Consider the following 14,899-nt stretch of genomic DNA (forward strand, 5'->3'; position numbering starts at 1 on the left):
GGTTGCGTGCGGGGGCTCGCCCGCGGTCGGCCGCGAGGCCCGGCCGGGAACCAGGAGCTAGAAGACGCTGACGCCGTAACGGCTCAGGGCCTCGGTCACGGGCTGGAAGAAGGTCGTGCCGCCGGACGAGCAGTTGCCGCTGCCGCCGGAGGTCAGACCGAGCGCCACGCCGCCGGAGGTGTAGAGCGCGCCGCCGGAGTCGCCGCCCTCGGCGCAGACGTTGGTCTGGATCATCTGGTAGACCACGTCGCCGCCGCCGTAGTTCACCGTGGCGTTGAGGGCGGTCACCCGGCCGGTGTGGATGCCGGTCGTGGAGCCGTCCCGGATCACCGACTGGCCCACGGTGGCGTTGCCGGCGCTGGTGATGTCGGTGTTGCCCGCGGTGCCCGCCTTGGCGACCGAGGTGTTGGTGTAGCGGACCAGCGCGTAGTCGTTGGTCGGGAAGCTGTAGCTGCTGTTCGTGCCCAGCACGGCCGTCTGGCCGGAGTTCGAGTACCAGGTCGAGGCGACCTCGCCGCAATGCCCGGCGGTCAGGAAGTAGTAGGTGCTGCCGCTGCGCACGTTGAAGCCGAGCGAGCAGCGGTAGCCACCGCCGTAGATGGCGTCGCCGCCGCCGATGAGCTTGTTGAACTTGCCCGGCGTGTGCTTGATCGTGAGCGCGCCGGCGTTGTCGCCCGCCTGCTCCTTGATCTTCGCGATCTCGGCGTCCGACACCGTGCTGTCGACGGTGACCATCAACCGGTTGGTCTTGCTGTCGACGGCCCAGGCGGTGCCCGGGATGTCCGCCCGGAGCACCGAGTCGCCGGCGCTCTTGAGTTCGGCGCTGCTGTAGACGGCGTCGTCGGCCGCGTTCGCATGGGGGATCGCGATGGCGGCCGCGGCCACGAGTCCGGTGGCGACGGCGGTCAGCCGGGCCCGTCTCGAGATGCCGTGCGTGGGGATGGTGGGGGTGGTGCGCTTGATCCTCACGTTTCGTTCCCTCCCAGGGGAAGTCGGGGGCCCGTGGTGTGGGGTCGGGGCCCGGGTGAGGCGCAGCCAGGATCGACGTTCGTCCGCATTTCGGACACGCCGTGACCCTGACAAGCGCTGAGGGGGAGTATTCGGCCGAACGGCCGGTAGGCGCAAGGGCGCCTTTCGGCCGTCAGACGGTGAACCGACTGCGTGAGTTGAGCCCTCTTGCAGCCCTCTTGCCCCAGCTCAGACCAGGTTGTGCCCCGCTGCCTCGACCTCCACGCCCCATGTGTTCCCCGTCGAGGGGGCGATGTGGAGGAAACGACCGACAACGCGCACGGAGGCAGTACAACCCCGTCCACCGTCAGGCAGCACAACCCGATCGGGTCCGCCGTCAGGCAGCACAACCCGATCGGGTCCACCGTCAGGCAGCACAACCCGATCGGGTCCACCGTCACGCCCCGGGCCCACGCCCTACGCGCCGTACCCGGCTCACCTGCACGTCGAGCCGCCCTCACCTCCCCGTCCCGCCCGCGCCTCCGCATCTCCGCACCCCGCCCGGTTCCACGCCCCCAGCCTGCTCACGTCTTCGCCCAAGTCACCTCTTCGCCCGGCTCATGTCCACGCCCTCGCCCGGATCCTCGTCACACGCGCGCCTTCTCCGCGGCCACGGCCGGAGTCGTCCCGTTCCGCGTCCCCGGGCCCGCCCTGAAGCCGATCACCCGGTCCATCAGCGCCTCCAGCACGTCCCGCACGGAACCCCGCTCCCGGGCGTCGCACTCGAGCACCGGCACGTCGGCGTTCAGGCCCAAGGCGTCCCGGACCTCCTCCGGATCGATGCGCACCGCACCCTCGAACCGGTTCACGGCGAGCACGAACGGCGCTCCCCGGGCCTCGAAGTAGTCGACGGCCGGGAAGCAGTCCTCGATCCGCCGGGTGTCCGCGAGGACCACCGTCCCGAGCGCGCCCTCCGCCAGGTCGTCCCACAGGAACGTGAAGCGGTTCTGCCCGGGCGTGCCGAAGAGGTACAGCGCGATGGCCGTGTCGAGGGTGATCCGACCGAAGTCGAGCGCGACCGTGGTCGTCGTCTTGGACTCCACGCCCTCGAGAGAGTCGATCCCGACCGACACCTGGGTGATCGCCGCCTCGGTGTCGAGCGGCTCGATCTCGGAGACGGCCCCGATGAAGGTCGTCTTGCCGACCCCGAGCCCTCCGCTCACCACGATCTTCACAGCGAGCGGCACGGTCTTGTCGGAGCGGGAGCGCCCGGGCATGGTCCCTGGTCCTTTCGCGCAGCGGGCGCGGCGCCCCGGCGCGGGTCCGCCCGGAGCGGCTCGGCCGGCCCGCCACGACGGCGGACCGGTCGCACGAGATCCGCGTCCTCGCCCAGAGATACGTCCGCGGGCGGCGAGCCGCTCAGCGGCGGTCCCGCCGGACCGGTGACGGGCAGCGCCGCCGCGAACGGACAGGACGCACCCGCCGAGTCCACCCGAGCCGCAACCCCAACCGCCATCACCGCAACCGCAACCACAACCCAGTGGGTGACGCCGTGTCAGCGGAAGACCCGGTCGGCCGTGTCAGCAGGAACAGTCGCAGGAACAGCAGTCGCACCCGTCACAGCAACCGCAGTCACAGCAGTTGCCGCAATCACAGCAGTTGCCGCAGTCGCCGCAGTCGTTGCACAGGCCCTCGCGCTTCTTGCGCGACCAGGGGCCCTCGAACTCGTCGGCGCAGCACACCTTGCAGGTGCAGCACAGCCCGAGCGCGACCGCGCAGCCGGCCAGGAAGCCCCGCTTGCCGGGGCGGGGCGGCTCACCGCCGTAGGGGTTGCCGTACGGGTTGCCCGGCGCGTGCGGATCCACCGGGTTCTGCGGGGCGTACGGCCCGGTGGGCGGGCCGAACGCGCCCTCGGGCCCGTGCCCGTGACCGCACGACCGGGTGCCGAAGGCCCGCTCGACGGACCGCTCCAGCTCGTGCGCGAGCAGCAGATGCGCCAGCCTGCCCTCCTCGAACTCCACGTCCTTCAGGGCGAGCCGGATGCCGTGGAGGGCGTCGTCGGCGAGCCGGCGGGCCTCGGTGAGGGGGGTCCCGGTGGCCGTGAGCGGGTTCCAGGCTCCGGCCGCGGCGTCCGCCTCCCGGTCCTCGACCGCGTCCAGCAGATGCGCGAGACGTCCGAAGAGGCGGCCGGCCTCGGCGAGCGGCACGGTGTTGCCGGGCCGGCCGGCCAGGATCGCGGTGTGCGCGAAGGCCGCGGCGGTGGCGGTCTCGGTCGGCTCGGTGACGGTCAGCAGCGGCGTGCCCGGTCCGGCGAGCGCCTCGATGCCGATCTGCCGGTCCACGGCGTCGACCAGGACGGCGGTGTCGAACCCGACGGCGGCCCCGCTCCGCTCTCCGGCCCGTCCCCAACCGGCGGCGACCCGGCGCGCGGCGACGGCGACCGGCCGCCGCGCGAGCAGGCCGTCCCCGTCGGCGACGTGGTCGCGCACCTTGGCAGAGGCGAGCACCAGCGAGACGGCGGCCGCGAGCCGGGCGCCCTCGCCCTGGGCGACGGACGCGGTGCGCATGCCGCGCAGCGGGCACGGCCCCGCCGTGCGCCGCCATCCGCCGGCCGTGGCGCGCTCGGCCTGAGCCTCCGTCAGAACCGAGATGAGCAGGCCGTCGTAGTTGGTGACGACCCGAGCGAACTGCCCGTGGTCGCCGCGCAGCGCGAGACACAGCCCGCACAGGTGGGCCATCCACTGGGTCTTGAGGCTCTCCCCGAGCCGGTGAGAGCACGGTCTGACGATTCCGAACACGACAACCCCCGTCGTCCTTGGGACATTGAGCTGCCGCATGCTATCGACTGATTGTCGCGCCGGATCCGGGGCACTCGTTCACCCGGACGCACCGAGCGTCACCCATCCGCCACGAAGAATCATATTTCACTCACAGTCAGCAGCCGTATCCGGTAGGACCCTTGGGAGACGCGGGCTCTCGACGGATTCCCTGTGCACCAGTACCGTCACAAACCCCCCGCGCGGCGTCTATCCACTTGGCGCGACATCCGCATCATGGACGACCATGGGGAATGCGGAAAGCAGAATGACCGCTGTGAGAGGAGGCGTCCATGGGATCGGTGCGCAAGGCGAGTGCCTGGCTTGGCCTCGTCGACGACAACGATGACGAGCGTTACTACGACGACGACTATTCCGAGGGGACCGACTCCGGCGACGCCTGGGTCACCGACCCCCGCGTGAAGGTGGCCACGGACACGGCCGAGGAGAAGGGCCGCCGGATCGGCACCGTCACCCCGGACAGCTTCCGGGACGCGCGGGCGATCGGTGAGCTGTTCCGCGAGGGCGTGCCGGTCATCATGAACCTCACCGCGATGGAGTCCGCCGACGCCAAGCGCGTCGTCGACTTCGCGGCCGGTCTGATCTTCGGCCTGCGGGGTTCGATCGAGCGGGTGTCCACCCGGGTGTTCCTGCTGACCCCCGCCAACACGGAGATCGTGAACGGGGACCCGTCCGCGCGCCGGACGGACGGTTTCTTCAACCAGAGCTGAGGCAGGGCCGCTCGCCGGCCCTGCCCCCTCCGGGGGATCAGCGGAAGGCGTCGAGTCCGGTGAGCGCCTTGCCCAGCACGAGCTGGTGCATCTCGACGGTGCCCTCGTAGGTGAGCACCGACTCGAGGTTCGTCGCGTGCCGCATGACCGGGTACTCGAGCGAGATCCCGTTGGCCCCGAGGACGGTGCGGGCGGTCCGGCAGATCTCGATCGCCTCCCGCACGTTGTTGAGCTTGCCGAAGCTGACCTGCTCGGGACGCAGGCGGCCGGCGTCCATGCGGCGCCCCAGATGGTGGGCGAGCAGGATCCCCTTGTGCAGCTCGACCGCCATGTCGGCGAGCTTGGCCTGGGTGAGCTGGAAGCCGCCGATGGGCCGCCCGAACTGCTCACGGGTCTTCGCGTATCCGACGGCGGCCTCGAAACAGGAGCGGGCCGCCCCCATCGCTCCCCACACGATGCCGTAGCGGGCGTGGTTCAGACAGCTGAGCGGTCCCTTCAGACCGGCGACCTCGGGCAGCACGGCATCAGCGGGCAGCCGCACGTCGTCGAGGACCAGCTCGCTGGTCACGCTGGCCCGCAGGGACCACTTGTGACGGATCTCCGGGGCGGAGAAACCCGGGCTGTCGGTCGGCACGACGAAGCCCCGGATCCCGTCGTCGCTCTGCGCCCACACCACGGCGACGCCCGCGACGGAACCGTTGGTGATCCACATCTTGCGCCCGTTGAGCACCCAGTCGGAGCCGTCGCGCTTGGCGTGCGTCCGCATGCCGGCGGGGTCGGAGCCGTGGTCCGGCTCGGTGAGCCCGAAACAGCCGATGACCTCGCCGGCCGCCATCCGGGGCAGCCACTCCTGCTTCTGCTCCTCGCTCCCGAAGCGGTGGACGGCGTACATGGCGAGGGAGCCCTGCACGGAGACGAGGGAGCGGATGCCGGAGTCGGCGGCCTCCAGTTCCAGGCAGGCGAGCCCGTACTGCACGGCGCTCGCCCCCGCGCAGCCGTAGCCGTCGAGCGACATGCCGAGCGCGCCGATCCCGCCGAGCTCCCGCGCGAGCTCCCGGATGACGGGCAGCTCCCCGCGCTCGTACCACTCGGCGACGTTCGGCAGCACCCGGTCCGCCGCCCAGTCGCGCACGGTGTCGCGGACCGCGAGGTCCTCCGGCTCCAGCAGGTCGTCGAGCCCGAGCGGGTCGGCGGGGTCGAAGGGCGGCAACTTCGAGGACGCGGACATACGGCAGCCTCCGGCAGGAACCAAGAAGACCAGCATCGCCGGCCATGGAAAACTAGCACCGCTAGTCGCGATGTCCCGGGTGAGGTTACGACCCGACGCGCCGTACGTCCACCCGGCGAGCCCCTCACACGGAGACGCGGGACGGCGCGACCTCCCTGGGAGCGGGCAGCTCCACAGGCGGCGACTCGCACTGCATGGCCCGCGGCAGGCGCAGCGCCATCGCCGCCCCGAGCAGCAGCAACCCGGCGCTGACCAGCAACGTCACATGCAGTCCGTGGACGAAGCACTCCCGGGCCGTGGCACGCAGGGCCGCTCCGGCCGGTCCTCCGAGCCGCCCGGCGACCTCGTAGGCCTCGCCGAGCGAGTGCCCCGCCGCGGCCGACGCCGACGCGGGAACCCCGGGAACCGAGCTCAGTCCGGGCGCGTACGCCGCGTTCATCACGCTGCCGAGCAGCGCTATGCCGATGCCCGCGCCCAGCTGGTACGAGGTCTCTCCGATGGCCGCCGCCCCGCCCGCCTGTTCCGGCGGGGCCTCGCTCAGCATCGACTCGTACGCCGCGAAGAGGGTCGTCTCCAGACCGAAGCCCAGCAGCAGAAAGCCGCACAGCAGCAGCCCCGTGTTGTCCGACTCCCCCATCGCGGTCAGCGTCAGCACCGCCGCGGCCGTCAGGACGAACCCCCCGCACACCATCCGGCGGGGCCCGAACCGCCGCAACAGCCGCGCCCCGGCCAGCCCCGCCGCCATCGCGGCGAACGTCAGGGGCAGCAGACGCAGGCCCGTCTCCAGAGGGGACAGCCCCAGCACCAGCTGGAGGTACTGCGCCGCGATCAGCTCGAGGCCGACCAGCGCCAGCATGGCCAGCACGATGCACCCCACCGACGTGCTGAACGCCGGCCGCCCGAACATCCGGAGATCCACCAGCGGGTGCGCCCGCCGCCGCTGACGGCGGACGAACGCCACGAGCAGCACCGCGCCGGCCGCCAGCGGGAGCACGGTGAGCGGACCGGCCTCCCCGCCGCCCAGCCGCTTCACGCCGAACACGGCGCCGAACAGCCCCGCCGCCGCCATCAGCGCACCGACCACGTCCCAGGGACCGTCCCCTCCGCCCTTCGACTCGGGCAGGAGCAGTCGCCCCACCGGCAGGCTGACCAGCATCAGCGGGATGTTGACCAGGAAGACCGAGCCCCACCAGAAGTGCTCCAGCAGAAAGCCGCCGAGCAACGGCCCCACGGCCGCGCCCACGGCGGCCACCGCGCTCCAGATGCCTATCGCCAGCGCCCGCTCGCGGCGGTCGGGGAACACCTGCCGCAGGATCGACAGCGTCGCCGGCATGATCATCGCGCCGCCGACGCCGAGCAGCGCCCGCGCCAGGATCAGCATCTCGGCGCTGCCCGCGAAGGCGGCCAGCGCGGAGGCGACGCCGAACAGGGCGTACCCGAGCAGCAGGACTCGTCTTCGGCCCACCTTGTCGCCGAGCGTGCCGAACAGGATCAGCAACGAGGCGCAGACCAGCGGATAGGTGTCGACGATCCAGAGCAGCTCGATGGCGCCGGGCCGCAGGTCCTCGGTGACGGCGGGCACCGCCACGTGCAGCACCGTCGCGTCGACGGCGACCAGGAGCAGGCTGACGCACAGCACCACCAGGACGACCCAGCGGTTGGCACCGGCCCCGGCCGCCCGACGGCGCAGCCCGACGGCGGCCGTGGTCGTCCCGGACATGTACGTACCTCCCAGGTGATCCCTCGGTTCGGCGGGCTCACGAGGTGGGGACTCCCCGTGGCTCGGCCGGAGAGGAGCGGAGGTCTCCGGCCCGCGCAGACGAACACGAGTGACACGCAGCGTACGCGAGTTCGCGCCGGGGTCACGTGGCGGACCTCTCACCGCTCAGGGCAACCTGTGTGGCGTACGCCACTCGCGCCGGGTCACGTCGCACGAGCCGCGGCTCGCCGGCGCACCGCTCCCGGGCCGCTCCCCCGGTCCGCTGTCGGGCCTCCCCCGCCCGGGCCCGTGCGCCGGTCCGCGCGCCCCGGCGGTCCCGGCAGCCGGGCACGCCGTCGATAATCGGGCCCGTGACCGATCTTGACGTGCGCGCGACGCCCCCCGGCTCCGCGGCCCTGCGCCGGGCGGCCCCCGCCCTCCTCGGGTACGCCGCCGTGCGCGCTCTGGGCCTGCTCGCCCTCGTCCTGTGGAGCGCGGCCCGCGGCAAGAGCGCGTACACGCTGCTCACCGCCCGCTGGGACGCCCTCTGGTACACGAGGGTCGCCGAGCTGGGGTACGGCTACGAAGTCCGCCTGCCGAACGGCGACGTCCACTCCGCTCTCGCCTTCTTCCCGCTGCTGCCCTGGCTGGAGCGGCTGCTCCACGCGACGACCCCGCTGCCGTACGCCGGCGCCGGATTCATGGTCTCCACGGTCTCCTCGCTCGCGGCGGCCTGGGGGATCTTCGCGGTCGCGGACCACGTGCACGGACGTCGGGCGGGGATCTGCGCGGTGCTGGTGTGGGCCGTGCTCCCCGTCGGGATCGTGCAGTCGATGGCCTACAGCGAGTCGCTCTTCACCGCGCTGGCCGCCTGGTCGCTGTACGCGGTGCTCACCGGCCGGTGGGTGACCGCGGGGGCGCTGGCGTCGTTGTCCGGTCTGACCCGTCCGGTGGGACTCGCGGTGGTCGCGGCGGTCTGTGCGGCGGCATCGACGTCCCTCCTTCGTGAGCGCCGGGCCCAGGGGACGGGCCCGTTCGTGCGAACCCGCCGCACGGCGCTCGAGCCCGGCGCGCACGACCCCGGGCACGCCTCCCGGCCGTCCGCCGAGGCCTCCCCGGGGCGCGGGGACACCGCCCGCGGGCCCCGTGTCGAGGCGCGCGCCCTCGGCATGCTGCTCGCGCCCCTCGGCACCGCCGGCTACGTCCTGTGGGTCGGCCACCGCACCGGCCGGGGGCCCCTCGGCTATCTCGACGTCCAGGCGGGCTGGCGCAACGGCTTCGACGGCGGGTACGCCTTCGCCCGCTTCGTCGGCGACAAGTTCACGGCGTTCCCGTCGGCCCTGGCCGGCGTCGGGCTGGTCGTCGGCGTCACCCTGCTGCTGTGGCTGTACGTCGTCTGCGTGCGGCAGCGCCAGCCGCTGCCGCTCCTGGTGTACGGGGGCGCGGTCCTGGCACTCGCCCTGTGCGCGTCGAGCTACTTCGGTTCGAAGCCCCGGCTGCTGCTGCCTGCGTTCCCGCTGCTGCTGCCGCTCGCGCTGGCCCTGGCCCGGCTCCGGAACACCCGGTCGGCGCTGGTGGTGGGGTGCCTCGCGGTCGCGTCGGCCGTGTACGGAGCGTGGTGGCTGAACGGCTCGGGTCCCCCGTAGACGCGGACGGGCTTTTCCCGTGCATCCTTTCATCACTTCCCTAAAGCCATCCCCTGGAATGATCAAAGGAATTGCGGGAAGGAGCGTTCGAGGATTGTGGATTCCTCGGTAATTGTCACCCTTCTGAGAGCAATCCCACATCACATCGTCATCACAAACCAGCGGAATCGGCCGGGTCTCGAGCTCACTCGCTGTAACGTCGTTTAGGTGCGTACCGAACAAAACCTCACCCGTCTGGACCGGGTGTTCGCCAGGCTCGACCGTGAGCCGGAACGACCGGCCCACATCGATGTGCCGAAGATGAGCAGGCACAGGGTCGCGCTGCTGGTCGCGACCCTGGCCTTCTATCTGGCGATCGTGTGGCTCGTGGTGGTCACGTCATGGCTGGTCCGTTTCGACTGGCAGGTCATGTTCTTCCGGCCGTACCAGCAGTGGCCGGAGATCCACGCCTTCCTCGACTACTACGTGGTCCTCGGCCAGCGCGGCCCGACCGCCGTCATGGTCGCCGCGTGGCTCGGCTGGAGATCCTGGCGGCAGCACACCCTGCGCCCGCTGCTCACCCTGGGCGCCTCGCTGTTGCTGCTGAACATCACCGTCGGGGCCGCCAAACTCGGCATGGGCCGGCTCGGACCGCACTACGCGACCACCATCGGCTCGAACGAGATGGGTCTGGGCGGCGATATATTTCCCAGCGGCCACACCGCCAACGCCGTCGTGACCTGGGGAATCCTCGCGTATCTGGCCTCCACGCCGAGGGCCCGCCGCTGGCTGTCCGCCGTCTCCGCGGTGGTCTCGCTCGGCGTCGGCCTCACCACCGTCTACCTCGGTACGCACTGGCTGAGCGACGTGGTGCTGGGCTGGGCGGCGGGTCTGCTCGTCCTGCTGGCGCTGCCGTGGTGCGAGCCGCTGATCGCCCGCGCCGAGATCGCGATCTTCACCCTGCGCGACCGTCTGCGCGAACGCCGCAGCGGCGCGCTCCCGGTTCCGGCCGCGCCGGTGGCCGTTCCGGTGCCGGTCGCAGCAGGCGCCGCCGCCTCCGCCCAGGAGGAGGCAGCCGGCCCCCGCGAGACGGCCACCGCGGCCCGTCCGCCGCGCGCACCGGTCTATCTGGCCCCCGGCCCGCACACCACCCGCTCGGAGCGCACCCCGGTCACCCCGGCCGGCAGCCGCCGGCCACCGCACTCCGACCGCCTCCCCCGCGGTGCCACGACGTCGACGGCCCGCCCCCTGACCGGGGGCTGACCCGCACGGATCCGCCTCACGGCGGCGGGGCCCGGTACGCACTCCCGGCCCATGCACACAGGCTCCGCTTCCCGACGTCGGGAAGCGGGGCCTGTGCCGTCTGCTCGGGACCTCACGTGTGCGGCGGCGCCGCCGGGCGGCTCAGCCCTTCCAGGCGCGGGCCACCCGCCCCTCCCGCACCTCGAAGTTCAACCGGCCGAAGCGGTACTCCATGGTGATGATCGTCCCCGGCTCCAGCGAGCGCACCGTCGACCACCCCCGCTCGCGCGCGAGCCGCTCGGCCTGCGCGGCCTCGAGACCGACGTATCCGTCCGGGCTGTCCTGCGGCTCCGCTGGCGGAGTGGGGTTCGGTGCCATGCCGCCACGCTAGGCCGCCGGGCGAGCTCCCGGGAACCCCGTACGGGAGGTGCGGATCACTGCGGTCACGCTTCTGTCACAGGATCACGACACGCGTTTCGGCCTAACCCCGTCACACGTACGAGCGATTTCGTACATCTTGTTCATGCATTCGAACGCGATTTCCGCACGGCGTCCGAACGCTTCGAAAAACCCTGCGAAAAGCGTCCGCGGCGCCTTATCCGAAACCGTCGGAACCCGTTCCATTCCGATTGCCGACGCGCTCGGCGGAGCTGACTGCCCGTAGGAAATACACGGGTCCTCCACATGTCCCGCCGGCGCCGCCGGCCGGTCCTCGGTCCGGTGCTGCGGCGCCGGCCGGGAGAGTCCGCAGGGGTCCGAGGGGGCCCTCGGGGGCCGGGCGGCCGTCAGGGGCGCACCGCCGGCGCCGGGTCACCTGCCCCGTGTCCCGGGCCGCGCGGCCCGGGCCAGAGCAGCGTCGAGCCGGTCACGGGCGGTCCTGATCGCGTCGTTCAGCTCCACGGGTTCCAGCACCTCGAACTCGAGGCCCGCCATCATCACGTGGATCACCATCACATCGAGACTCGCGGCTCCCGTGCGCAGCACACAGGCCCCCTCCCCGTCGGGCTCCAGCGTGCCCGCCGAGGGCGAGACGCGTTCGGCGGCCTCGGCCAGGGGCGCCAGCAGCCGGACGGCGGCCCGGACGGCGTACGCGTGCGTGGAGACGCCCTCGGAGACGTACCCGGCGAGGTCCTCGGCGGGCGGCTCGCGCGGGTCGAAGCGCGGGCCGTGCGGCGGCCTCGGGATCAGCCGGTCCACCCGGAACGTGCGCCAGTCCGCCCGGTCGAGATCCCAGGCGACCAGGTACCAGCGGCGCTCGGTGCACACCAGGCGGTGGGGTTCGACCGTGCGGCGGGTCTCGCCGCCGTAGTGTCCCCGGTAGTCGAAGCGCAGCCGCTCCGCGTCCCGGCAGAGATGGGCGAGTTCGGTGAGGAGGCCCGGGTCCACGGCGGAGGACTGCGGGCCGCGCAGCATCGGCACCGTGAAGGCGTTCAGGGCGCCCACCCGCCGGCGCAACCGGTGCGGCAGCACCTGCTCCAGCTTGGCCAGCGCCCGTACCGAGGTCTCGCCGATGCCCTCGATGCCCTGCCCTGCCGCCGTCCGCAGCCCCACGGCGACGGCGACGGCCTCGTCGTCGTCCAGCAGCAGCGGCGGCAACTCGGCCCCGGCGCCCAGCTGATAGCCGCCGCCCGTGCCGGGAGTCGCGTTGACCGGGTAACCCAGTTCGCGCAGTCTTTCCACGTCCCGGCGCACCGTGCGCGCGGTGACGCCGAGCCGGTCGGCGAGCTGAGTGCCGGACCATTCGCGGTGGGCCTGGAGCAGGGAGAGCAGACGCAGCAGTCGGGCGGAGGTCTCCAGCATGCGCCCAGTGTGTCTCACGGCGGACGTGCCTGAGGCGCGTGCCGCAGGCGCCGGACGCCGTCAGGGCCCGGGGAACGGCCCCGTCCCGTCCTCGGACCGGACGGGGCCGTCGTGTCCCGGAGGGGGAGCGGCTCAGAGCACGAGGCGCTGTCCGGGCACGATCAGGTCGGGGTCGCCGCCCACGACGGTCCTGTTGGCGGCGTAGACGCGCTGCCACGTCATGCCGTGCCGGGCCCCGATGGTGCTGAGGGTGTCGCCCTCGCGGACGGTGTAGTCGCCGCGGGAGGAGCCGCGGGAGGCCTGCTCGCCCGAACGGTCACCGGTGTCGGACGAGCCCCGGCCGGACGTCGAGGAACCGGACGCAGAGGAACCCGAGCCCGAACCGGACTTCCAGGAGCTCGCCTTCTTCGAGGAGTCCGACGTCCCGGCGGACTTCGCGGAACCGGAGGAATGCGACGACTTCGAGGAACCGGAGGAGGAGCTCGAGCCGTCCGCGGACGAACCGGCGCCCGGTGCGCTGCCGGAGGCTCCGGCGCGCGCCGAGCAGGTGGGCCACGCGCCCCACCCCTGCGCGTTCTGCACCTTCGCCGCGATGGAGATCTGCTGTGCCTTACTCGCCTTGTCGGCGGTGGACGCGTAGGCGCCGCCGCCGAACGCGCGCCAGGTGCCGGCGGAGAACTGCAGCCCGCCGTAGTACCCGTTGCCGGTGTTGATGTGCCAGTCGCCGCCGCTCTCGCACTGGGCGATGCGGTCCCACACCCCGCTGTCGGCCGCTGCGGCCTCGCCGGTCGCGGACAGCAGTCCGAGGGGGGCGAGAAGTACCGCCCCGGCGAGGACCGCCGTCTTGCGCGACGACTTGCGGGTGCGGATATCGGCACATTCGGACATGTAGATCCCTCTCTACGAACCCGGGCTCCCCCGGGACGGGGCACGTCTGCCGCACAGTGGCGCGGTCGTCGTGCTCCGTCCCGTCCGCCGGCGGTCGTGCTGCGCGATGTCTGGCCGCGCGGCCGGCGGACGTTCCCGAGCGGTGCTCGTTGCACACGGCGGAGCAATCTAGGGATGCTGACGAGTCGTTATCAACCAACTCACCTCCGCCCCAGGCCACTTGCCGGTTACCGTAGGTATCGGCGATTTTCGGCCACCTGTTTCGTCCCCTCATTTCCCGCTTTGTCGACCGGAGACCTCGGTCGACTGTGAGCCAGCTCACCGGATCAACTTCCGTGACCTCTCCGTTACTTGACAGGGAGTGTCCGATTCCGCACCCTAAGTGACCTTGCGCGCAGGATGGTTCGATTCCGTTCGCCCTGCAGCGTGACTCCCGCCACAGATCGCCCGTTGTCTTCTTCATGAGCCGGGGACCCGCCCGGACCACGAGCCGGGGCCACCCGGACTCGCCCCAGCACCGCATCCGAGGGAGCCCCCGTGCCGCGCATGCTCGACGTCAGCGACGAGGTTCGCGCCGAGATCGGCGACGAAGAAGCCGACCGGCTGCTCGCCGGAGACAACGCCCCGGGCAGTTACGACTGCACGTCCTGCCGCACCCCGGGCGACTCCGACAACGAGCGCACCAGCACCGTCCTGTTCATCGGGGACGAGACCGCCGTCCTCGCCTTCGCCCACTCCACCTGCCTGCCCTCGCAGGTCGTCCAGGTCACCGAGGAGCAGCTGCAGGGCGCGGTCCGTTCCATCAACGGCGACTCGGCCGACCTGGACGCCGGCAAGGTCACCCCCGAGCAGGCCGTGCTCGGCGTGACCAGCGGACTCGTCCTGATCGCCGGGGAGTTGCACCCGGCCCTGGTCGTCGAGCCGACCGCGCCCATCGTGCGGCCCGGCACCACCGGCGCCGGCGACGACTTCCTGCCGCTGCTCATCGAGCAGGGCTTCATGCCGCTCTCCCAGCTGGCCGAGGTGCCGCCGGTGCAGCACGGCTGGTCGGTGCTGCTGGCCATGGGCCAGCTGCACGCGGTGCTGCAGCCCTCGGCGAACGGCGGCCAGCCGGTCGCCTGGTGGCAGGCGCACCAGCCGCTGCAGGTGACGGAGGGATGGCGCGCCGCCGCCAACAAGCACCAGCAGGTGCTGATGTTCGCGGCCCCCGTCGGGTCGATCGGCCGTCAGCCCCGTGAGGACCTGCTGCGGGACGCGCTCGACAAGGCCGCCGCGGGCGGGCAGTTGGTCGGGGCTGCCCTGCCGCTCGCCGGAACCTGAGGTCTGCGGGGCGCGTGCCCCGCACGCGGTCCCGCGCCACGCACGTCCCGCCACGCACGTCCCGCGCCACGTACGGCGGGCGTGCGGACGTGCGTCGGCGTGCGGCCGTGCGGGGCTCACGCGCCCGACGGCACGCCGTCCGGCCGCATCCCTTGATGTCCGACCTCGTTTGGACATACGTGCACACCTACGACGTTCCCCGCCGCCCGTCCTTCCCGTCGATCCCCTCCGCGCGACCGGCTCAGGACGCGCAGGGCGGCCCATCGGCCACGCCGATCTACGACGCGCTCTACGCCGAGTACGTCAAGACGTTCCGCTCGCTGCCGGGCGACCGCAGCGGCGAGGACAACCTGGGGTTCACCGCGTTCGGGAACATCCCGCACCACACCAGCTCGTACCCGGCCCCCCGCCCGGGGTCGTTCAGCAGCTCGTACAGCGCCTACAGCGCCGGGGCGCAGAGCGCGCGGCACGGGAACGGGCAGCAGACGCCGTCGCAGTGGCAGCGGGTCGGGCAGATCGGCGGCCAGCAGCACCAGCCCACCGCGATGCACCACGTCCCGGCGCTGCCGCCGGCCCCCCGCAGGACCTTCTGACGGGGCCGG

13 protein-coding genes are annotated in these 14,899 nt (G+C 72.3%); 5 read left to right on the forward strand and 8 right to left on the reverse strand.

The window, feature by feature from the left end; all coding sequences use genetic code 11:
- Positions 1 to 57: 57 nt before the first annotated feature.
- The 3 genes from ACN6LD_RS34730 to ACN6LD_RS34740 all read right to left on the reverse strand — a co-directional run bounded on the left by ACN6LD_RS34730 (position 58) and on the right by ACN6LD_RS34740 (position 3,746).
- Entirely contained in the window at positions 58 to 969 is a 912-nt protein-coding gene (locus ACN6LD_RS34730; protein ID WP_319192727.1) for a S1 family peptidase, read from the reverse strand.
- A 626-nt stretch (positions 970 to 1,595) separates the two neighbouring features.
- Positions 1,596 to 2,225, reverse strand: a complete 630-nt coding sequence (locus ACN6LD_RS34735) for a GTP-binding protein (RefSeq protein ID WP_319192729.1) — start codon at positions 2,223 to 2,225, stop codon at positions 1,596 to 1,598.
- A gap of 303 nt (positions 2,226 to 2,528) precedes the next feature.
- On the reverse strand, positions 2,529 to 3,746 hold the full coding sequence (locus ACN6LD_RS34740; RefSeq protein WP_445045247.1) for a DUF5685 family protein: 1,218 nt from the start codon (positions 3,744 to 3,746) through the stop codon (positions 2,529 to 2,531).
- Positions 3,747 to 4,057: 311 nt separating this feature from the next.
- On the opposite strand from ACN6LD_RS34740, the gene ACN6LD_RS34745 reads away from it, so the two are divergent.
- Positions 4,058 to 4,495: a cell division protein SepF gene (locus tag ACN6LD_RS34745; RefSeq protein WP_057579807.1), complete on the forward strand. Its 438-nt coding sequence runs from the start codon at positions 4,058 to 4,060 to the stop codon at positions 4,493 to 4,495.
- A 37-nt stretch (positions 4,496 to 4,532) separates the two neighbouring features.
- Here ACN6LD_RS34745 and ACN6LD_RS34750 read toward each other — a convergent pair whose 3' ends face one another.
- Positions 4,533 to 5,723 (reverse strand): acyl-CoA dehydrogenase family protein, encoded by a 1,191-nt coding sequence (locus tag ACN6LD_RS34750; protein WP_445045248.1) that lies wholly within the window; start codon positions 5,721 to 5,723, stop codon positions 4,533 to 4,535.
- A gap of 124 nt (positions 5,724 to 5,847) precedes the next feature.
- Positions 5,848 to 7,443 (reverse strand): MFS transporter, encoded by a 1,596-nt coding sequence (locus tag ACN6LD_RS34755; protein ID WP_445045249.1) that lies wholly within the window; start codon positions 7,441 to 7,443, stop codon positions 5,848 to 5,850.
- Positions 7,444 to 7,793: 350 nt separating this feature from the next.
- Between ACN6LD_RS34755 and ACN6LD_RS34760 the strand changes: the two genes are divergently transcribed.
- Complete coding sequence (locus ACN6LD_RS34760) at positions 7,794 to 9,068, forward strand: mannosyltransferase family protein (RefSeq protein WP_445045250.1); 1,275 nt, start codon at positions 7,794 to 7,796, stop codon at positions 9,066 to 9,068.
- A gap of 207 nt (positions 9,069 to 9,275) precedes the next feature.
- A complete protein-coding gene (locus ACN6LD_RS34765; RefSeq protein ID WP_319192734.1) occupies positions 9,276 to 10,310 on the forward strand; it encodes a phosphatase PAP2 family protein in 1,035 nt (344 codons plus the stop codon).
- A 141-nt stretch (positions 10,311 to 10,451) separates the two neighbouring features.
- Here ACN6LD_RS34765 and ACN6LD_RS34770 read toward each other — a convergent pair whose 3' ends face one another.
- From ACN6LD_RS34770 to ACN6LD_RS34780, 3 genes are all read right to left on the reverse strand, one after another.
- Positions 10,452 to 10,667 carry an I78 family peptidase inhibitor gene (locus ACN6LD_RS34770; RefSeq protein WP_445045251.1) on the reverse strand — a complete coding sequence of 72 codons (216 nt, stop codon included), beginning with the start codon at positions 10,665 to 10,667 and terminating at the stop codon, positions 10,452 to 10,454.
- Between the two features lie 432 nt (positions 10,668 to 11,099).
- Positions 11,100 to 12,089 (reverse strand): helix-turn-helix transcriptional regulator, encoded by a 990-nt coding sequence (locus ACN6LD_RS34775; protein WP_445045252.1) that lies wholly within the window; start codon positions 12,087 to 12,089, stop codon positions 11,100 to 11,102.
- A gap of 132 nt (positions 12,090 to 12,221) precedes the next feature.
- Complete coding sequence (locus ACN6LD_RS34780; protein ID WP_445045253.1) at positions 12,222 to 12,977, reverse strand: LysM peptidoglycan-binding domain-containing protein; 756 nt, start codon at positions 12,975 to 12,977, stop codon at positions 12,222 to 12,224.
- 537 nt (positions 12,978 to 13,514) lie between these two features.
- On the opposite strand from ACN6LD_RS34780, the gene ACN6LD_RS34785 reads away from it, so the two are divergent.
- Entirely contained in the window at positions 13,515 to 14,297 is a 783-nt protein-coding gene (locus tag ACN6LD_RS34785) for a hypothetical protein (protein WP_319192740.1), read from the forward strand.
- Positions 14,298 to 14,476: 179 nt separating this feature from the next.
- Positions 14,477 to 14,890, forward strand: a complete 414-nt coding sequence (locus ACN6LD_RS34790) for a hypothetical protein (RefSeq protein ID WP_319192746.1) — start codon at positions 14,477 to 14,479, stop codon at positions 14,888 to 14,890.
- Positions 14,891 to 14,899: the final 9 nt, after the last annotated feature.

Source organism: Streptomyces sp. SAS_272 (genome assembly GCF_052543235.1).